Origin of the sequence: Thalassobellus citreus, from assembly GCF_044385915.1 — a bacterium.
In the GTDB taxonomy this organism is placed as follows: Bacteria; Bacteroidota; Bacteroidia; order Flavobacteriales; family Flavobacteriaceae; genus Thalassobellus; species Thalassobellus citreus.
This window is the reverse complement of sequence record NZ_JBISCC010000122.1, coordinates 1-20,425: the sequence shown is the minus strand read 5'-3', so window position 1 is coordinate 20,425 and position 20,425 is coordinate 1. Positions and strand designations below refer to the sequence as shown.

General features: G+C 31.5%; 17 protein-coding genes, 1 pseudogene and 1 riboswitch. Of the genes and pseudogenes, 8 read left to right on the top strand and 10 right to left on the bottom strand.

Going from position 1 to position 20,425, the window contains the following annotated elements; genetic code table 11:
* Positions 1-26: 26 nt before the first annotated feature.
* The 3 genes from ACH5TX_RS07580 to ACH5TX_RS07570 are packed head-to-tail and all read right to left on the bottom strand — an operon-like array spanning position 27 to position 2,966.
* A complete protein-coding gene (locus ACH5TX_RS07580; RefSeq protein ID WP_439338927.1) occupies positions 27-821 on the bottom strand; it encodes an ABC transporter ATP-binding protein in 795 nt (264 codons plus the stop codon).
* A 3-nt stretch (positions 822-824) separates the two neighbouring features.
* The gene (locus ACH5TX_RS07575) at positions 825-1,856 is read right to left on the bottom strand and encodes a FecCD family ABC transporter permease (protein ID WP_439338926.1); all 1,032 of its coding nucleotides are present in this window, start codon (positions 1,854-1,856) and stop codon (positions 825-827) included.
* Positions 1,857-2,966 carry an ABC transporter substrate-binding protein gene (locus ACH5TX_RS07570; protein ID WP_439338925.1) on the bottom strand — a complete coding sequence of 370 codons (1,110 nt, stop codon included), beginning with the start codon at positions 2,964-2,966 and terminating at the stop codon, positions 1,857-1,859.
* A 243-nt stretch (positions 2,967-3,209) separates the two neighbouring features.
* Positions 3,210-3,482, top strand: a riboswitch (cobalamin riboswitch).
* Between the two features lie 65 nt (positions 3,483-3,547).
* Here ACH5TX_RS07570 and ACH5TX_RS07565 point away from each other — a divergent pair.
* Positions 3,548-5,419, top strand: coding sequence for a TonB-dependent receptor plug domain-containing protein (locus tag ACH5TX_RS07565; protein ID WP_439338924.1), 1,872 nt, complete (start codon positions 3,548-3,550; stop codon positions 5,417-5,419).
* 53 nt (positions 5,420-5,472) lie between these two features.
* Here the strand turns inward: ACH5TX_RS07565 and ACH5TX_RS07560 are convergent, their stop codons facing one another.
* Positions 5,473-6,195 (bottom strand): Dph6-related ATP pyrophosphatase, encoded by a 723-nt coding sequence (locus ACH5TX_RS07560; protein ID WP_439338923.1) that lies wholly within the window; start codon positions 6,193-6,195, stop codon positions 5,473-5,475.
* 12 nt (positions 6,196-6,207) lie between these two features.
* A complete protein-coding gene (locus ACH5TX_RS07555; RefSeq protein WP_439338922.1) occupies positions 6,208-7,650 on the bottom strand; it encodes a GFO_1087 family putative carboxy terminal peptidase in 1,443 nt (480 codons plus the stop codon).
* Positions 7,651-7,817: 167 nt separating this feature from the next.
* Between ACH5TX_RS07555 and ACH5TX_RS07550 the strand changes: the two genes are divergently transcribed.
* From ACH5TX_RS07550 to ACH5TX_RS07535, 4 genes are read left to right on the top strand one after another with little or no spacing between them, the layout of a single operon-like run.
* Positions 7,818-8,327, top strand: coding sequence for a GFO_1088 family ECF-type sigma factor (locus ACH5TX_RS07550; protein ID WP_439335290.1), 510 nt, complete (start codon positions 7,818-7,820; stop codon positions 8,325-8,327).
* Positions 8,314-8,805 (top strand): PG0215 family putative anti-sigma factor, encoded by a 492-nt coding sequence (locus ACH5TX_RS07545; protein WP_439338921.1) that lies wholly within the window; start codon positions 8,314-8,316, stop codon positions 8,803-8,805. The genes ACH5TX_RS07550 and ACH5TX_RS07545 overlap by 14 nt, the downstream gene beginning before the upstream one ends.
* Before the next feature lie 31 nt (positions 8,806-8,836).
* Positions 8,837-9,400, top strand: coding sequence for a GFO_1090 family protein (locus ACH5TX_RS07540; protein ID WP_439338920.1), 564 nt, complete (start codon positions 8,837-8,839; stop codon positions 9,398-9,400).
* Positions 9,401-9,414: 14 nt separating this feature from the next.
* Positions 9,415-9,957 (top strand): GFO_1091 family lipoprotein, encoded by a 543-nt coding sequence (locus ACH5TX_RS07535; protein WP_439338919.1) that lies wholly within the window; start codon positions 9,415-9,417, stop codon positions 9,955-9,957.
* A 250-nt stretch (positions 9,958-10,207) separates the two neighbouring features.
* Here the strand turns inward: ACH5TX_RS07535 and purB are convergent, their stop codons facing one another.
* Together purB and ACH5TX_RS07525 are read right to left on the bottom strand one after the other, a co-directional pair.
* Positions 10,208-11,551 carry an adenylosuccinate lyase gene (gene purB / locus ACH5TX_RS07530; protein WP_439338918.1) on the bottom strand — a complete coding sequence of 448 codons (1,344 nt, stop codon included), beginning with the start codon at positions 11,549-11,551 and terminating at the stop codon, positions 10,208-10,210.
* A 75-nt stretch (positions 11,552-11,626) separates the two neighbouring features.
* A complete protein-coding gene (locus ACH5TX_RS07525) occupies positions 11,627-12,205 on the bottom strand; it encodes an adenylosuccinate lyase (protein WP_439338917.1) in 579 nt (192 codons plus the stop codon).
* A 37-nt stretch (positions 12,206-12,242) separates the two neighbouring features.
* Here ACH5TX_RS07525 and ACH5TX_RS07520 point away from each other — a divergent pair, with 37 nt between their 5' ends.
* Together ACH5TX_RS07520 and ACH5TX_RS07515 are read left to right on the top strand one after the other, a co-directional pair.
* Entirely contained in the window at positions 12,243-12,716 is a 474-nt protein-coding gene (locus ACH5TX_RS07520; protein ID WP_439338916.1) for a heme-binding domain-containing protein, read from the top strand.
* Positions 12,717-12,725: 9 nt separating this feature from the next.
* Positions 12,726-13,976 carry a glycosyltransferase gene (locus ACH5TX_RS07515; RefSeq protein ID WP_439338915.1) on the top strand — a complete coding sequence of 417 codons (1,251 nt, stop codon included), beginning with the start codon at positions 12,726-12,728 and terminating at the stop codon, positions 13,974-13,976.
* Here ACH5TX_RS07515 and ACH5TX_RS07510 read toward each other — a convergent pair whose 3' ends face one another.
* Positions 13,977-14,423 carry a KTSC domain-containing protein gene (locus tag ACH5TX_RS07510; protein WP_439338914.1) on the bottom strand — a complete coding sequence of 149 codons (447 nt, stop codon included), beginning with the start codon at positions 14,421-14,423 and terminating at the stop codon, positions 13,977-13,979.
* Between the two features lie 133 nt (positions 14,424-14,556).
* Here ACH5TX_RS07510 and ACH5TX_RS07505 point away from each other — a divergent pair, with 133 nt between their 5' ends.
* A complete protein-coding gene (locus ACH5TX_RS07505) occupies positions 14,557-16,194 on the top strand; it encodes an ABC-F family ATP-binding cassette domain-containing protein (RefSeq protein WP_439338913.1) in 1,638 nt (545 codons plus the stop codon).
* A gap of 608 nt (positions 16,195-16,802) precedes the next feature.
* On the opposite strand, the gene ACH5TX_RS07500 is transcribed toward ACH5TX_RS07505, so the two are convergent.
* Positions 16,803-17,675: a helix-turn-helix domain-containing protein gene (locus tag ACH5TX_RS07500; RefSeq protein ID WP_439338912.1), complete on the bottom strand. Its 873-nt coding sequence runs from the start codon at positions 17,673-17,675 to the stop codon at positions 16,803-16,805.
* A 151-nt stretch (positions 17,676-17,826) separates the two neighbouring features.
* Positions 17,827-20,425: pseudogene (locus ACH5TX_RS07495) on the bottom strand (hypothetical protein); the annotation flags it as partial.

The following is a 20,425-nucleotide window of genomic DNA, read 5'->3' as shown; positions in this document are numbered from 1 at the left end:
ATTGGAAGCACGAAGATTTATAAATTTTACTTCTTCACTCTAAAACTGCCTGTTTTTTTATCAAAAGCAATTAAATCTTCTGGAAATAATGTGTTGAATGTTCCTTTTGAAATTAAGCTGCAAGGATCGTTCATCACAACTTCGTCTTTATTCATAACAATTAAGGAGTCACATAATTGAATAGCTAAATCTATTTCGTGTGATGAAAATAAGATGGTTTTGCCTGTTTCTTTAGCGAGTTCTTTTAATAGTTTTAGTATATAAGCTTTGTGATACATATCTAGATGCGTGGTTGGTTCATCTAGAATAATTAAATCGGTGTCCTGAGCCAAAGCTCTGGCAATTAAAGCTTTTTGTAACTGTCCGTCACTTAGTTCAAAGCATTTTTTGTCTTTTAAATGTTGAACATGTGTTTGTTCCATGGCTTTGTTTACTATAACCATGTCTTTACTAGATAAGTTGCCAATCCAGTTTGTATAAGGCATTCTGCCTAAAGCAACGAGTTCTAAAATAGATAAATTTTTTGAAGCAATAGGATCAGTTAAAACAAGACTCAATACTTTGGCTAATTCTAATGGGTGTTGTTTAGATACTTCTTTATTATTAATTAAAACACGACCACTAATCGGGTTTTGAACATTGGTTAGTGTTCTTAAAAGCGTTGATTTTCCGATGCCATTTGCGCCAATTAAACCAACAAGCTCTCCTTTTTTTAATGCAATATTTATGTTAGAAGCAACAATGTTTTTTTCTTTTTTAGAAGTATAACCAATAGATAAATCTTCGGTTTTTAAAATGATATGTTCGTTTTTGTTTGTCATTATTTAAAACATCATTTTTCGTTTTCTAACTAATAACCAAATAACAACAGGCGCTCCAATTAACGATGTTATAGCATTAATAGGAAGTGTGTAATCGCTATTAGGTACTTGTGAAATACTATCGCAAACAAGCATAATAATAGCTCCAAATAAGAAGGTTGCAGGTAATAATATTTTGTGGTTTGAGGTATTAAAAACTTGACGCGTTAAATGTGGAATAGCTAATCCTATAAATGCAATAGGGCCAGCAAAAGCAGTAATAGTTCCTGCAAGTAAACTTGTTGCAATAATAATGGCTAAACGGCTTCTTTTAATATTTAAACCTAAGCTTTTAGCGTAATTCTGCCCTAAAAGTAATGTGTTTAACGATTTTACCGAGGTTATACTAACTAAAATTCCGAAGGCATAAATAATGAAAAATATTAATAATTCATTCCAAGATAAATTACCTAAACTCCCAAAGCCCCAAAATGTGTATTGTTGTAATTGTTCTGCAGATCCAAAATAAGAAAGCACACTAACAATAGCCGCAGTTATACTAGAAAACATAAGTCCAATAATAAGAATTGCCATAGTATCTCTCACTTTTAATGAAGTTATTAAAACTGCTAATAAAACGAGAAAACTACCAGAACTAGCTGCAATTACAATACTCCATTTAGATAGTAATAATGTTGTTAAAAAACCACCAAATAAACCCGAACCTAAAATAACCAAAGCAACTCCTAAACTCGCTCCGGAACTTATACCAAGAACAAAAGGGCCTGCTAATGGATTTCTAAAAAGGGTTTGCATTAACAAACCAGAAATACCCAAGCCAGAACCAACTAATATGGCTGTAAATGCTTTTGGTAATCTATAGTTTAAAATAATATGTTGCCAAGTGTTTTCTTGTAATGTATTACCAATAAGACTATTAAAAACGTCTTTTAATGGAATATGAACAGAACCCAAACTAATATTTGCTAACAAACAAATAATCAGCAAAATGGTTAATGCCAAAAAAGGAATTTTATATGTTTTAGAGTCTTTCAATTATTCTAAACGTTTAAAAAAGTAAAGATCATAATTTTTTAAGAGTTCTGGGTGACAAATTTTGATAAGATCTTTTAAAACTAAATCGGGCCTTGTTAAACCCAGCTCGTAATATATAACACCACCAGATTTTCCTGTGGTATTAGTGAAAGAAAAGATGTTTTTATTTTGAAAGGCATTAAACATTGTATGATGCGTACTTCCGTTTTTTAGCGCTTCAAGACTATTGTAATTTGAAGGACTTAACCAAATATCGGCATCTTTAGCTTTTGTGTAAACAGTTTCAAAATTAAGAGATAAACTCCCTGTGCCTTTTGAATCTTGCCATAAATAGTTGGTATGCGCGTCTTTTAAAATTTGTGCTTCGGTACTTGTTCCATTGGGTAAATACCAGATGTCTTTATGCATAGCACCACTTAAAATACTAGGACTTGTTTTAGTGTTTTTAGCTAACTTTTTAGCTTGTAAATAATTTTTTTCAATGCTATTAAAAATAGAATCGGCTTTTTTTTCTTTGTTAAATAAAACGCCAAAAAGTTTAATCCATTCGGCTTTAGCAAGTGGAGATTCTTCAACCCAATCGCCATTAAAAATTACAGGAATACCAGATTTTTTTATAGTTTCAAAGGTTCTGTTATTGCCATCAATACCAAAACCAATAACAACATCTGGTTGTAATGCTAGTAAAACTTCGGTGTTTATTCCTTCGTTTTTTCCTAGTTCTCTTATGTTACCAGTATCTATACGCTTTCTTGTTTTTTCAGAAGATACATAATCGGTTCCTGGAAATCCAACTAAAGTTTCTTCTTCATTTAAAAGCTCTAAAGCTGGAATATGAGTGGTAGAGGTCACTACTATTTTTTGAATAGGATTAATTATAACAGCATCATATTCATCTTGATTAAAACTTGTTTTAGTCGCATTCTCTTTACTTATTAAAACATATTTGTAAACTTTTTCAGCCTTTGGCCAAGGTTTTTTAATTTCTAAAATTTTATATGTTTGATAACTCTTAACCGAAAAGCCTTTAGCATATTTAATGTCTAGTTGTTTGCTTTTGGTAGCTTCTAAACCTTTTTTGTTAGAGTCGTTTTTACAATTAAATAACATGATTGTAAAAACTAAAAAAAGATATTTGTAATTCATAAATAGGATATGACAATTGTCATTTTTAAACATTTTATAGCTTGTTACTTTTGGTGAAAATATTAACAATGCGAGATGGTTCAAATTTAACAATATATATAGTAGGAGGCATAATAATCGCTCACTTTTTAGTAGGTTTTATTTATTTAATTTATAAAATGACCAAGAAAAAGTAAGCTTTGAGATACTATATTAAAGTTAATATTTACATTTGCATCGAAATTTGGTTTTATTCATTTCACGTGAATAAATTAAAAGGGAATCAAGTGAAAAGATTGACGATTGATGATTAACTATTGATGAATTTTGAATAAAATTCTGAAAATAAAATCTATATCCGTTATTCTTCATTCTTGAACTGTTCCCGCAACTGTAAGCTATAAAGCTTCATGTTCAACTTCAATGTCACTGAAGATTAATCTTTGGGAAGACCAACATGAAGACGCAAGTCAGGAGACCTGCCATTTTCAAAACAAATAAGTTAAACTTTCGGGATAAAGGTTTGCGTATGTTATCCATGCGGTTCTCGAGTATTATTCATTAAAATGAACAAAAAAACAAATGTTTTTGGTGTACTGTGTTTTGGTATATCAATGTTAGGGTTTGCACAAGAGCAAGTCGATTCAACAAAAGTGCAACAACTTGATGAAGTTGTTGTTACAGATTCACGATTTAAATTGAAACGTGAAAATTCAGGTAAAACGGTTATTAAAATTTCACAACAAGAGATTGAAAACAATCAAGGACGCAATCTGTCTGAATTAATTAATACCAAGAGTGGTATTGAAATTAATGGCAGTAGAAGTGTTGAAGGTCAGAATTTAGGATACTATGTTCGGGGAGGAAGCACAAGACAGGTTTTAATACTTATTGATGGAGTTTCTGTAAACGATCCATCATTAGTTTCTAATGAGTTTGATTTACGTCTTTTAGATTTGAATACTATTGAAACTATTGAAATAATTAAAGGCGCTGCTAGTACATTATATGGGAATGCAGCTGCTACAGCGGTAATAAATATTACCACAAAAAAAGTGTCTAAAAAAGAAGTGGCTGCTAGTTTTTTAACGGTTGTAGGGACGAATCAAACTCAAGACGATTCAGGTCTTAAGGGATCAAATGTCACTAATAATGTATCTATAAATGGTAGTTTAAATAAGTTTACTTATTTGGCGAGTTTTGGAAATAGATATGCTGATGGTTTATCGGCAGCTAAAGCTGATAATGCAGAAAACGATGTGTTTTCAAGGTATAATACCAATTTAAAAATGGGTTATGAAATAAGCGATGCTATACAATTAACTGCTTTTGCTAGTTATGATAAATTTAAAACAGATATTGATGGATTTCCACCACCAACATATACTATAGCAGATACCAACGATAAATATATATCAGAACAGTCTAGAGTAGGAGTCTCGCCAAAATTTAATTATGAAAATGGAAGTTTTCAAGTTAATGCAGCGTATACTAAAATAGATAGAGAAACTATTTCAGATTTTGGTTCGGTAAATGAAGCTAAAAGTTTTGTGGTTGATGCCTTTAATAAATATGTTTTTAATAAAACGTTTTATACGATTGTAGGTGTTAATTATGGCGATTATAAAAGTGTTTTTGCTGCCGAAGAAAGTTTTACAAATACCGATCCGTATATAAACGCCGTTTATGTATCAGACTTCGGGTTGAATTTAAATGCTGGTGCACGATTTAATAACCATAGCGAATATGGTTCGCATTTAGTTTATAATATTAACCCGTCTTACAGTATTCCTGTAAAAGATGGTTATGCTAAAGTGTTTGGCTCTTATGCAACCTCTTTTATAGCACCAAACCTATCTCAGTTATTCGGATATTATGGAGCAAATCCAGATTTAGAACCAGAAGAAAATGTTACTATAGAAGCTGGTTTAGAGTTTAATAATAAAAAAGGGTTCCGTATAAATGGTGTTTATTTTAATAGAAATGAAGATAATACGATTGTTTATGGTGCTACTTATGAAAACGCAACAACAGATGCAACTGTACATGGTTTTGAAATAGAGACAGCTGTTAATCTTGTTAAAGATTTATCTATTAGTGCTAATTATACCTTTACAGAATTAAAAGAAGGCGTGCGTTTACGTATCCCAAAACATAAAGCAAATGCAAGTTTAGGTTATAATTTTTCTAAGAAAAGTTTTGCGTCTTTAAATTATCAATTTGTAGGAAGTCGAACAGATACAGACTTTTCGACCTATCAAAATGTTGAGTTAGATTCGTTTTCATTGATAGATATCTATTTTAGTCAGAAATTAATTAACAATAAAATGAAGCTTTTTGCAAGTATAACAAATCTTTTTAATGAAGATTACTTTGAAATTATTGGTTATACTACTAAAGGTAGAAATGTTAGTATAGGTCTTCAATTGACTTTATAAAGAGAGAATAAAGTCAATTTTAAATGCCGTCATCTGCTATTTGGCGGCATTTTTTATGGAATTAAATCGCAATACCAAACACCATATTTTTCAGAATCACTTTTACAAATAGAATCGTCGTCTGATTTTGGTGTGTTATATTCACGATATACTTTTTCACCTATAGAAAACTTAATAGGTTTTTTAAATATAGGGCCATCAAAACAAAAGGTATGGAATTCACCATTTTCACCACAGGGGTCAACACCTTCAGGAAGATTGTCTATAAAATTTTTATCAATAATAGTTCCTACAAAGTCTTCGCCAAAATATTTAGAATTGGCACAAACAATAATGGTTTTAAAACCTAAATCTAAAAATTCATTAAGCAACTCTTTTGTATCTCGTTTCCAAATAGGGAATAGGGCTTCAAAGTCTTGTTCTTCAAGTTTTTTCTCTCTGTAAATTCTTAAATCTTCTAGAAAAATATCTCCAAAAGCACTATGTGTAAAGCCATCGTTTTTAAGTCTAGAAACTATTTCTTCCATTTTTTGCTCATAGACTTCCATACATGGCATTTCTGGTAATTCTATAAGGCTAGACTTTATATTAATAGCATCCGTTTGAGCAAGTAAAAGTTCTTTTCTCAATCCGTGCATAGAGACTCTGTTGTAATGACTATTTACGGTGGTAATTAATTCATCAATCGAATAACGTTCGTCTTGTAATAAATGGTGTAACGCTAAAGCGGAATCTTTACCAGAACTCCAGTTGAAGTAGGTTTTGTGTTTTTTCAAAATTATAGATGTTTATTCAATACGCATACCACCTTCATAAGGATTAAGATCGTTACTGTCAAATATTAATTTTAATGAAGAGTTAGCCTTAGATTTTATTTTTGAAATTTTAGAAGTAGAATTTTCAATATCAGCTAAAGCAATTGCTAATAAGGGTTCGTTTATATCGCCTAATATCCCGTAGTTAAAAGGGTTTTCTTGGTATTCAAATCCAATTGATGGTGTTAGTCCAGAACCTGGTACAGCTACATCATTTTTATTTATAGCATTTGCAACAAGGGGCTGCATAGCATATGTATGATTTGGATTTACGCCTTGTCTTCCAAAATCTTCAGAGTCATAAATTGTAATAGATGCTTGTGTTTTTCCAGTTGTGTTAGTGCCTATTTGTACAATTTCTATAAATGGAGCTAAACCATTTATTAAACCTTCGCTTGCAGATGCAGATCTACTTGTTGTTAACACATAAAGCTTTTGAAGATTTAAGCTGTTAATGGTATTGCCGTTTTCTATTTTAGTATCAAAATTGTAGATGTTATTTGCTACTTGTAAATCTTCATTATAAATAACTTTACTAAAAATTTCACCTGTAAATTGTCCTGTTATCATACTTGCTAAAAATGTTCCAGTACTTACACGGCCTCCTGGATTGTAGCGTAAATCTAAAACCAAATGCTTGATGTTATTTGATTTAAATTCACCAAATGCATCATTTAATTGCGTTTCAAAACTATTGTTAAACTCATTGTACATTAAGTAGCCAACATTTTCACCACCAATATTAAATATATTAGTTTGGTAAACAGGGTTTTCAGTATATTGAACTTTAGTTAATGTTATATCTTCATTTAATGGGTCAATGCTATCATCTGTTGTTTCTGGTGTGCCTTTGTCGTTATAAAAACCAAGATTTAAAGTGTAGGTTTCTTGACTTAATAACTCATTTATGTTTTGATTAGTAAGCCTTTGTCCATTTATACCATAAAAAATATCACCACGTTTTAAATTTGCAATATCGCCTGGACTATTAGGTAATACTAATTTTATAATACCTATACCTTCATTGGCAATGTTAGGATTAGAAAAGAAACCAAATTCAATACCATTTGTGTTAGAAATACCATTAAACTGATTTTCCAATTCAAAATAATCATCTACTATCCAGCTAAATCTATCAACGGTTTGTCTTTTGTAAATTAAGCTTTCGAATAATTGTTCGGGAGAATTAAAACTATTTAAGTAATTAGCATATTCACCATTATTATTATTATTATTAAATCTATCATTTGCAAGGTTTGGGATATTCTCTTTATAGAGATAGAAAATATTCATTCCTTTCCATACGAAATCGTTTATTTGGCTTGCAGAAACACTATCGTCATCATTATCGTTAAAACAGCTTGCAGTGCTAATAGCAACTATAAGGATTAGAACAAGGGCTTTTAAATTTTTCATTTAAGGTATTTATGTAAGTAGTCTATAAAACCCTAAATTTACTTACATTATTGTGTAATAAAAAAATAATCTCAACGAATTTTATTTTAATTGTAACAAAAAAGAAAGTGTGTCGTCGTAATATCAAACAGCCTTACTAAAGTTGTTTTAACTAAACCAAACCAAAAATGACTCAAACAGAGTTTTTAAATATTGTAATGCCTTTTAAAGATAAGGTCTTTCGTTTAGCAAAACGATTGCTTGTATCTACAGAAGAAGCTGAAGATGCAACACAAGAGGTTTTGTTGAAGTTATGGAATAATAAAACGAAGATGCAAGAGTATAAAAATGTAGAAGCATTTTCAATGACCATGACAAAGAATTTTTGTTTTGATAAATTAAAGTCGAAGCAAGCACAAAATTTAAAAATTGTACACAGCAACTATGAGGATGGTAATACACAATTACAAAAACAAGTTGAGTTAAATGATAGTGTAAATTGGGTAGCTAAAATAATAGAAGAGTTACCTGAGCAACAAAAAATGATTATTCAATTAAGAGATATAGAAGATTACGATTTTGATGAGATTGCGAAAATGTTAGATATGAATAACACGGCAGTACGAGTAAACTTATCGAGAGCAAGAAAAACAATAAGAGAAAAATTAACTAATACACATAATTATGGTATTAAATAATATAGAAAATTTACTAGAAAAATACGAGAATGGAGAAACTACTCTAAAAGAAGAGCAGCAGTTAAAAAACTATTTTTCGCAAGAAACTGTAGCGCCACATTTAGAAATGTATAAACCCATGTTCGCCTATTTTTTGGTAAACAAGCAAGAACAATTTACTAAAGACATTCCATTAAAAACTAAAAAAGTATTTAACTATAAATGGATTTCTGTCGCAGCCGTAGCTGTTCTTATGTTAGGGATTTATTATACAAAACCATTGGTTTCTTCGTACGATGAATATGCATATGGCACTTATAATAACCCAAAAGACGCTTATAAAGAAGTGTCAAAATCATTAGCAATGATTTCGAGTCATTTTAATAAGGGAGCTTCTACTGTAAGTTACTTAAACGAAGTAAATAAAGGAACGTCTGCACTAGGATACCTTAATGAAATTGAAAACGGAACAAGTATAATTTTTAAAACAAACAAATAATTAAATAATGAAAACCTTTAAAATAAATAAAATGAAAAATAAATTAATAGTATTAGTAATGGCAATTATGTTAATGCCTTTATCAGGAATGGCTCAAAAAGATATTTTTGAAAAATACAGTGATAATTCTGATGTAACTTTTGTCTCCATTAAGCCAAAAATGTTTCAAATGATAGCAAAAATGGGTATTGATGTAGATGATGCTGAAGCAAAAGCTTATATTGATATGGTTAAAAGTATTACCAGTTTTAAAACGATAATAACTGATAATAAAACAATATCTGTTGATCTTTCAAAATGGGTGAAATCGCGTTCAAGTTCGTTAGAGGAACTTATGGAAGTTAAAGATGATGGCACCGAAGTGAAATTTTATGTTAAAGAAGGTAAAGATGCCGACCATGTTAAAGAACTTTTAATCTTTGTTAATGGTATTGATAAAGCTATGAAAGGTCAAGGCGTTGAAATTAATGGAGAGCAGCGTAAAATTGAAACTGTAATTGTGTCGCTTACTGGCGATATCGATTTAAATGAAATATCTAAACTTACCGATAAAATGAATATTCCAGGCGGTAAGCATTTAGAGAAAAAGAACTAATAAATTATTCAATCATGCAACGAACCATCAATCAATTAATTTGCACCTTATTTGCTACAGCTATTTTAGTTAGCTGTAGCAGTGGTGTTAGTTTACAAAGTTATTTTGTAGATAAGCAAGAGACAAAAAACTTTATTTCACAAGACATTCCATTGTCTATGATGAAAATAGATAAGACTAGTTTTTCTGAAGAGCAAAATGAGGCTTATAATTCAGTAAGTAAATTAAATTTTTTAGGATTTAAAGCCGATGAAGATAATGCTGAAGAATTAAAAGAAGAAATAGAAACAGTGAAAACTATTTTAAGTGATTCTAAGTATAACGATCTTATGGAATTTAATGATAAAGGAAATAAAATAGTTGTGAAATATATTGGAACAGAAGAAACAGCAGATGAAGTTGTTGTTTTTGGAAGTTCTAAAGAATTAGGCTTTGGTGTGGTACGTATTTTAGGAAATAATATGAATCCAGATAAGATGGTAACCTTAGTAGGAGCGGTACAAAAGACAGGAGTTGATAAAAATCAACTTGCAAATGTTATGGATTTCTTTAAGTAAAGTGAATTATAGATGTTAATAAAAAAGGTTTACCAATATGGTAAACCTTTTTTTATTTGATATTGTTTTCTTCTTTTTTTGAGTTTTCTTTAATTAAAAAAAGATTCAGAATTATTGTAAAAAAAACAAGTGTTAAAATAGTTAAAACAACAAAATTGGTTAGTATTTCTAAAATACCACTAACAAAAATTCCACCGGCCATAACGCCGCAAAGAATTAAAGATTGTTTGTCGCTTAATATTGGCATATCTTAAATCCCTGTATAGTTACTAGGTGTAATTTGTTTTAATTCTTCTTTAATTGAATTTGAAACCTCTAAAGTGTCAATAAAATTTGAAATAGAATCTTTGTTTATTTTAGCATTGGTTCTTGTTAATCCTTTTAAGGCCTCATATGGATTAGGATAAGCTTCACGACGCAAAATAGTTTGAATGGCTTCAGCTACTACAGCCCAATTGTTTTCTAAGTCTTCAGCAAATTTACTTTCATTTAAAAGTAATTTATTTAAACCTTTTAAAGTCGATTTAAAAGCAATTAAAGTATGTCCAAAAGGCACGCCTACATTACGTAAAACAGTACTATCTGTTAAATCACGTTGTAATCTTGAAACCGGTAGTTTAGCCGATAAATGCTCGAAAATAGCATTTGCAATACCTAAGTTACCTTCGCTATTTTCAAAATCGATAGGATTTACTTTATGTGGCATAGCGCTACTTCCAACTTCACCTGCTTTAATTTTTTGTTTAAAATAATCCATAGATACATAGGTCCATATATCTCGGTTTAAATCAATTATAATGGTATTAATACGTTTTAATGTATCAAATAAAGCAGCCATATGATCGTAATGCTCTATTTGAGTAGTTGGAAACGAGTGTTGTAAACCTAGTTTTTCTTGAACAAAACTACCTCCAAAAGCTTTCCAATCAATATTTGGATAGGCTACGTGGTGTGCATTAAAATTACCTGTTGCTCCACCAAATTTAGCAGCACTTGGTATATCATTCAATAAATTAAATTGTTCTTCAAGGCGTACTACAAAAACTTCAATCTCTTTACCTAATCTAGTAGGAGAGGCTGGTTGCCCATGAGTTCTTGCAAGCATAGAAATTTCAGCCCAGTCTTTAGTTAATGTTTTTAGTTTTTCAAGAATAATTAAATATTCAGGAACATAAACATCATTCATTGCTTCTTTAATACTTAAAGGAATGGCAGTGTTGTTTATATCTTGAGATGTTAATCCAAAATGGATAAACTCTTTGTATTCAGATAAACCTAAAGCATCAAACTTTTCTTTTATAAAGTATTCAACTGCTTTAACATCATGGTTTGTAACGCTTTCAATTTTTTTAATAGCAAGAGCGTCTTCTGTAGAAAAGGTTTTGTAAATAGCTCTTAAATCTTCAAAAATGGCAGTGTCAATAGCTGCAAGTTGTGGTAACGGAATTTCGCAAAGCGCAATAAAATATTCTATTTCAACTAAAACACGATATTTTATTAAAGCTTCTTCAGAAAAATAAGGCGCTAATTCGTTTACTTTACTTCGGTATCTTCCATCAATAGGAGAGATGGCGTTAAGTGGTGATAATGACATGTATGGTTTGTTTTTTAAGAAGTTGCAAAGATAGAATTTTTAGACTGAAGTCGGAAGATTGAAGACGGAAGTTTTTTAGTTTTTAGAAGGGCTCTTTTTTATTTTTTTTAATATTTGTTTTGCTCGTGCTTTAAAAGCGGCACTTTGTAAAGAGAAATCGCGTTCTAAAATTAAGACTAATTCAGGGTAAACCCAATCATATGCTTTTCCAAACATAAAAAGTGTACTCATGCTATAAGCCTTTGGAGCTACTTTTTCATCATTAATCATATAATCAAAACAAACTTCAATAATACGTTCTTTGTGTATGGTAGTTAATGCTTTTTTTACTTCATTATTTACTTTTGACGTATATGCTTTGGCAATTAATTCACAAACTTTAGCAACGGGTCTTACAGCAGAATCTAGATGAACTTTATGCATCTGTTCTGTAAAAATATCTAAGTAAGGAATGATAGTGTTAATGTTATTACTACACATAAATTCGAAAACCCAAGCAGCACGTGGCGATATTTTATCATTAACTCTAAAAAGAATTTCTAATAATTTAGGGACTAAGCTTGGATTATCAATCATTAAATGAGCATAATGTAGACGTTTTTCACGCGAATGATTGACATAATTTAATTCTTTGTAAAGTTGTGCTGTAGTCAAATGAATTTTAGTATTTTTAAAATATAAAATTACTAAAATGCGAATAATAAAAAAGATACTTTGGGTTTTATTAATCCTGCTTTTAATTTCACAGTTTTTCGGTCCAGAAAAAAATCAAGGAGATTTAGCTTCTATAGATGCTTTTTTAGAAGAAACCAATCCGCCAGAAGATGTCAAGCTTATTTTAAAAGAAACATGTTACGATTGTCATAGCAATGTTACCAGATATCCTTGGTATAACAATATAACCCCTGTTAATTACTGGTTAAATCATCATGTAGAAGAAGGGAAGCATGAACTAAACCTCTCTAATTGGGTAGGTAATTCAGTAAAACGAAAAGATCATAAATTTGAAGAAATTATAGAACAAGTTGAAGAAAAAGAAATGCCTTTACCTTCGTATACATGGACACACGCAGAAGCTAAACTTACAGATGCACAAATAGCATCTGTTGTTAATTGGGCAAAACAGGTTCGTATAAAGTATAGTTTAATGCCTAAACCAGAATAAATTTAATTTATGTCTAGTAACCTAATTCAAAAAAAAATATTAATTATTGGTTTTGTATGGCCTGAACCTAATAGTTCTGCTGCAGGAAGCCGTATGATGCAGTTGATAGATATATTTCGATCTTCAGGTTATAAAATAACGTTTGCTAGCACATGTGCTAAAAAAGAGAATGCTTTTGATTTAACTGAAATTGGTGTTGAGCAAGTTGATATAGCGCTAAATAGCGATAGTTTTGATGTGTTTGTTAAAACATTAAATCCAGATATAGTGCTGTTTGATCGTTTTATGGTTGAAGAACAATTTGGTTGGCGTGTTGCTGAACAATGCCCAAATGCTTTAAGAATTTTAGATACTGAAGATTTACATTGTTTAAGAAAAGGGCGAGAACAAGCGCTTAAAGATCAGTCTGTTTTTAGCAAGACATATTTGTTTAATGATACAGCAAAACGAGAAATTGCAAGTATTTATAGATGCGATTTAAGTCTTATAATTTCAGAAGAAGAAATAGAAATATTAAAAAATCAGTTTAATGTAAGTGCCCACCTTTTGTATTATTTGCCTTTTTTAACCGAAGTAATTTCAATGGAGGCGAAACGTAATTTACCAAAATTAAATCAAAGAGAGCATTTTATAACGATTGGAAATTTTTTACATGCACCTAATTATAATGCGATTTTATTTTTAAAAGAAGAAATATGGCCTTTAATTAGAAAAAAGTTACCAAAAGTTGAAATGCATATTTATGGAGCTTATGCTTCAGAAAAAGTACTTCAGTTAAACAATATAAAAGAAGGTTTTATTATTAAGGGGTTTGCAGAAGATGTAAGTTTAGTAATGCAGAATGCTAGAGTGTGTTTAGCGCCTTTACGTTTTGGTGCGGGGTTAAAAGGCAAACTTATTGATGCCATGTTAAACGGAACACCTGCTGTTATGACATCAATTGCTGCTGAAGGTATGTTTGGTGGATTTGATTCAAATGGTTTTATAGCAGATGATGCCGAACAATTTGCAGATAAGGCTATTGAATTATATACGAACAAGATTTTTTGGAACGGAAAACAAAAAAGCGGGTTTATTGTAATGAATGCCCGTTTTGATAAACAACTGTTCGTTTCTGATTTTGTGTTCAAAATAAATTCAATTTTAAACAATATACAAATTCATAGATTAGATAACTTCACAGGGCAAATGATACAGCATCATACCATGCAAAGCACTAAGTTTATGAGTAAGTGGATTGAGGAAAAGAATAAAAATTAATTAAGCCTCAACCTCACTCTTTTTAATTTTTCTATAAATAAAGCTGTTAAAAATATTACGCTTTGCAAAGCGTGTTAATTTATCAGACTGACAAAGTTTAATGTATAACGCTTTATTAACTCCAAAGTACTCATAGGTATTACCATCTAAAAAGGTTATTTCTAACAACATGCCTTTATGTTGCCAATCCATTATTGGTGACGTTATGGTCGTATTGTATTCTTCTAAATTTGCAGCCTTAGTTTCTGGAGCAATACTTACTAAAAAATGATACGCGTCAATTATTTGTCTACTTTTCAATTCGGCTTCAATAGCTTTTTCATCACCTGCTTGAAATTTATCAGGATGCCATTCTTTAACTAAATTTCGGTATGTTTTTTTTAGTTGTTTTAGTTCAATGTTTTTTTCAACATTAAACAATTTTTTGTATTCGTTTATACGTTTCATTACCAGGCTTTTTTCAAAATAAGGCGCGAAGATAGTCTTTATAAAATACTGAAAGAGAAAAGATTGTTATAAAAACATTATTTCTTTTTATTAACGTGCTTTTTTCTAGCTTTGCAGCTTTAAAAAATAAACTATGATTTCAGTTGATGCTTTAGCAGTAGAATTTAGTGGACAAGCTTTATTTAGTGATGTTTCATTTACTATAAATGAGAACGATAAAATAGCTTTAATGGGAAAAAATGGCGCAGGAAAATCGACCATGATGAAAATTATTGCAGGTGTTCAAAAAGGAACCCGAGGTCATGTGAGATATCCTAAAGATGTTGTTATTGCGTATTTACCACAGCATTTATTAACCGAAGATCATTGTACTGTTTTTGAAGAAGCCTCAAAAGCCTTTAAGCATATTTTTGAAATGCGAGACGAAATGGAACGTCTTAATAAAGAATTGGAAACTAGAACTGATTACGAATCGGATGACTATATGAAGATTATAGAAAAGGTTTCCGATTTAGGTGAAAAATTTTATGCATTAGAAGATGTGAATTATGATGCTGAAGTTGAAAAAGCTCTTGGAGGTTTAGGTTTTAAACGTGAAGATTTTACGCGTTTAACAAGCGAGTTTAGTGGCGGATACCGTATGCGTATTGAGTTAGCTAAGATTTTATTACAAAAACCAGATTTAATTCTTTTAGATGAGCCTACCAATCACATTGATATTGAATCGGTTATTTGGTTAGAAGACTTCTTATTAAATAAAGCCAAAGCGGTCATGGTTATTTCACATGATAAAGCGTTTATTGATAATATTACCAATAGAACGATTGAAGTTACTATGGGGCGTATTTACGATTATAAAGCAAACTACACTCATTATTTACAATTGCGAGAAGAACGTCGTGAGCATCAAATAAAAGCCTATCAAGAGCAGCAAAAGTTTATTGCCGATAATATGGCGTTTATTGAACGTTTTAAGGGCACGTATTCTAAAACCAACCAAGTAAGTTCAAGAGAACGTATGTTGGAAAAACTAGATATTATAGAAATTGATGAAATAGATAATTCTAGTTTAAAACTTAGGTTTCCACCAGCACAACGTTCGGGAGATTATCCTGTAACTGTTAAAGAGTTGTCTAAAGCGTACGACGAACATGTGGTATTTAAAAATGCAAACATGTCTATTGCACGTGGCGAAAAAGTATCGTTTGTTGGTAGAAATGGTGAAGGAAAATCGACCATGATTAAAGCTATTATGGGCGAGATAGATGTAGATGGCGAATGTAGTTTAGGACATAATGTGAAAGTGGGTTACTTTGCGCAAAATCAAGCATCGTTGTTAGATGAGAATTTAACAATTTTTCAAACCGTAGATGAGGTTGCTCAGGGGGATATACGAACACAGATAAAAAATATTTTAGGTCGTTTTATGTTTAAAGGCGACGATATTGATAAAAAAGTAAGCGTGCTTTCTGGTGGAGAAAAAACCAGACTAGCCATGGTGAAACTCCTTTTAGAACCTGTTAATTTGTTAATTTTAGATGAACCTACCAATCATTTAGATTTAAAATCTAAAGATGTTTTAAAAGAAGCCTTATTGTCTTTTGATGGAACGCTTATTTTAGTATCTCACGATCGTGATTTTCTTCAAGGCTTATCACAAAAAGTATTTGAATTTAAAGACCAACGTGTTATTGAGCATTTTGAAACTATTGACGATTTCTTAGTAAGAAACCGTATTGAGAATTTGAAGCAGATTGATTTGAAGAAGTAAATAGCTTAAGCTTTATGTTTTCTTTTTTTATTAAAAATATATAAAAAAAAGAGATAACCGGCTTATTACCTTTGCGAAACTATTTTCCAGTCATTTATACTGTTTTAGTTGGTAATTACCGGTTCTCCTTTTTTGCTTTTCTAATGCGAAATAACTAAGAAAATACTTTGATTATTTGTCTAAAAACGTCAAGTTTTGAGTTTGAATAAAAAAGAGAGTTTTATTAAAAAAAAATGTGATTGATAAAAAGTGCTGCCTTTAAGATAATGGGTAAATATGGAATGTACATCATTAACCAAAATATCCCAACAAACCAAGTTCGTAAAGTAGATTCACAATTTAATAGAGATATTAAATAGATTTTGTTAACTATAGCTATTATATAAAGTCAGCGTTTTAACTTAGCGAAAATATCTACTAGTCATTGTTAAACTGTTTAGATTATTAAGATAATCTCCGACTCTCTTATTGATAAATATGAGAGAAAATAAACGAGAAAAAGCATAGGGATTTATCTAAAAACGTCAATTGTTTTAGTTGGAGAAAAAACAACAAATCGAGAAATGTAGATTTGGATTATTAATTCAAATAACTCACCTTTTAGCAGATTAGAGCTTTACAAGTTTATCATCAGATTGTTTTAATGTTGATGGGTTTATACCAAACTCTTTTTTAAAGGCTTTACTAAAATGTCCTATGTCTTCAAATCCAGTTTGAAGGCAAACATCACTTACCAAATTGTTGGCTTCGACTAGTAGTGTATGAGCCAATTGTAACCGTTTTTTTAATATCCATTTATGAGCCGTTTCATTAAAAATCAATTTAAATTCTCGTTCAAAAGTAGAAAGGCTTCTACCAGATAGTTCTGCTAATTCTTTTAAAGATGTTTTTAGCATAAAATTAAGGTTCATAAATAAATACAAATCGGCTCTTTCGGCTAAAGAGAATTCTTTAAAAAGTATAGCTAGTTTATAGTTTGAATCTATAATAGCTCTTAAAGATTGTACTATATTTGCTTCTAATTCTACAGTGTCTATATATTGTTTGTTGTCTACAGCAGTTTTAATATTTGTGATAATATTATGTAATCTTTGGGTTGGATCTAGCTTTAAAATACGTTCACCTATGGGTTGTAGGTCTTTTTCAAATTTAAAATTGGCAATAACGTTTCTTAAAAACTTATCGGGCATTATAAATGTATATGTTTTTGCTTGTCCTTCTTCTTTAGTAAATCGTTTAGATACTTTTGCATGAAGATGCTTTCTTACTAAAATAAAACTTCCTTTGTTGTATCGATGCAGTTTGTTATCTAGTTCAATTTCTACAATTCCTTGCTCAACATAAAAAAGGAAACTATAAGGTTGATAATATTCATTAACAGTGCATTCATCTTCTTCAAAATGCGCTTCACAAGAAGCGGCTATTTCTAAGTTTTCACATTCAATTAGTTTATAGCCTTTTTTTAGATCTTTAAATTCCATATATAGAGGGATAGTTTTATGCTACTAAAGTAAAAAAGTTAGTAAGATTTCTCTAGTAATGTTGCATAAAAAAAAGCTGAATAACTTTTTGTGGTTGTTATTCAGCTTTTTATAGGTTTCATAGCTATTGAATCAGCTATAAGTGAAATTTTTAAAGTTTGGTATACGTAACAACAATAATATAATCGTTTGTATTGAAGCCTCCAGAACCAGCAATATTTACATTACCAGTTGCACGTTTTATTAATGCTACGTCATCAGTGCTTGTAGTACCCGAGTACCAATCAGAAGAACCATTGTATCTAACACTAATGTTAGAAGTTATAATTTTATCTACACCTGTTAAAATATTGATCGAAGCATTGTAATTTCCAACAAAAGATCTTTCGTAAATTGGTTTTCCGTCTACCCAAGTACGCCCTGTAAGTTGTTCTGCTGTTGAATAGGCAGGGTTTGAATTAGCATCGACATAAGCCTTTACACTCTCTGCACTTGGTACGTTACTACTAGAAGCCGTAGCAAAAGTATCGTCGTCAATAACAGTGGTTAAAGAAGGGTCTAATACTGTTTTTTGTGCTTTGATACCAACAATTCTAAAATCAGCAGTACCACTACAATGTACTGTTAAACTTGTACCGGATGCATTTATATCTGCATGAAAATAATATACTGTGTCCGCATAAATTAAAATCCTTTTACCTGCCATATTTGATACTAATATCGTACCATGAACAGCGTGTAAATCAGTAGCTATATCCCAATTATCTGTTTCAAGTCTAATGTATTTATAATCACTTACATTGGCTGGAATGGGAATAATTGTTCCATAGCCACCAGTGGCACTTGCAAGAACTACCTCTACGTCTTCTGTAGCTCCGCCACTTTGCCATTCTGGAGCTGTTGCTCCATTGTTCATTACTAAAGATTGGTTGGCTGAACCTTTTGGTAAACGTACCCAGTCTGTCCCATTAAAATATGCCATATCTCCTGCAGTTTCACCACTTAACGAAATATCGGTGCCATCTATGGCATTGTCTGTAATGGTAAGTGTGCCATCGTTTGCTAAAGTGGCATCGCCGCTTAAGGCGACTGATGTCGCTACATTACTGCTATTACCTACCAGTAGGTTGGTGTTTGTTAGGGTTTTATCAAGCTTAGAGTCTTGTAAAGTTTTACCTTGTTCGGCAGAAAGTGCATCTGTTGTACCGCCTGTAGTAAGGTCGTTAATTATATTGGTATTAGAATCATCAACATATTTTTTTGTAGCTGGCTCATAATCAGTATCAGGTGTAAACGCATTAGTATTGTCAAGTTCTAATACGTTCGCTTTTGTTGCTTTACTATTTTCTAAAATTTTACCTTGTTCGGCAGAAAGCGCATCGGTTGTACCACCTGTAGTAAGGTCGTTTATTACGGTGGCTAAAGAAGGGTTTAATACTGTTTTTTGGGCTTTGATACCAACAATTCTCCATGTAGCTGAACCAGTACAATTTACTGTTAGACTTGTACGGGATGCATTAACATCTGCATGAAGGTAATTTCTGTCGGCGTCAGCATAAATTAATATTCGTTTATTTGCCATGTTTGATACTAATGCCGTACCATGCACATGCACAGCGTGTAAATCAGAACCTACATACCAATTATCTGTTTCAAGTCTAATGTATTTATAATCACTTACATTGGCTGGAATGGGAATAATTGTTCCATTGCCACCAGTGGCACTTCCAAGAACTACCTCTACGTCTTCTGTAGCTCCGCCACTTTGCCATTCTGGAGCTGTTGCTCCACTGTTCATTACTAAAGATTGGTTGGCTGAACCTTTTGGTAAACGTACCCAGTCTGTCCCATTAAAATATGTCATATCGCCTGCAGTTTCACCACTTAACGAAATATCGGTGCCATCTATGGCATTGTCTGTAATGGTAAGTGTGCCATCGTTTGCTAAAGTGGCATCGCCGCTTAAGGCAACTGATGTCGCTACATTACTGCTATTACCTACCAGTAGGTTGGTGTTTGTTAGGGTTTTATCAAGCTTAGAGTCTTGTAAAGTTTTACCTTGTTCGGCAGAAAGCGCGTCTGTTGTACCACCGGTAGTGAGATCGTTTATTATAGTGGTATTAGAATCATCAACATATTTTTTTGTAGCTGGCTCATAATCAGCATCAGGTGTAAACGCATTAGTATTGTCAAGTTCTAATACGTTCGTTTTTGCTGCTTTACTATTTTCTAATGTTTTACCTTGTTCGGCAGAAAGTGCATTGGTTGTACCACCTGTAGTAAGGTCGTTTATTATAGTGGTGTTTACCTTGGTATCTACTAAATCTTTTAATACTTTCCCTTGTGCCGCAGATAATGCTTCCGTAGTACTTGTAGAAGTAAGGTTATTTGTTATGGTTACTGTTGCATCTGAACCGTCAGCTCCATCATTCCCAGGAACACCTTGTGGCCCTTGATTACCAGTATCTCCTTTGTCTCCTTTATCTCCTTTTAATGAAGCTAAAAAGACAGCTTCAGTTCCAGTATTCTCATTATCTAACCATATTTGGTATGCTGAGTCTCCATCGGCACCATCAACACCATTTGTACCATTTACACCATCAGCCCCATCAGCTCCATCATTACCAGCAACACCTTGTGGCCCTTGCGCACCTGTTTCACCCACTAAACTTGCTAAAAAATCAGCTTTCGTTCCAGTATTCTCATTATCTAACCATATTTGGTATGCTGAGTCTCCATCGGCACCATCA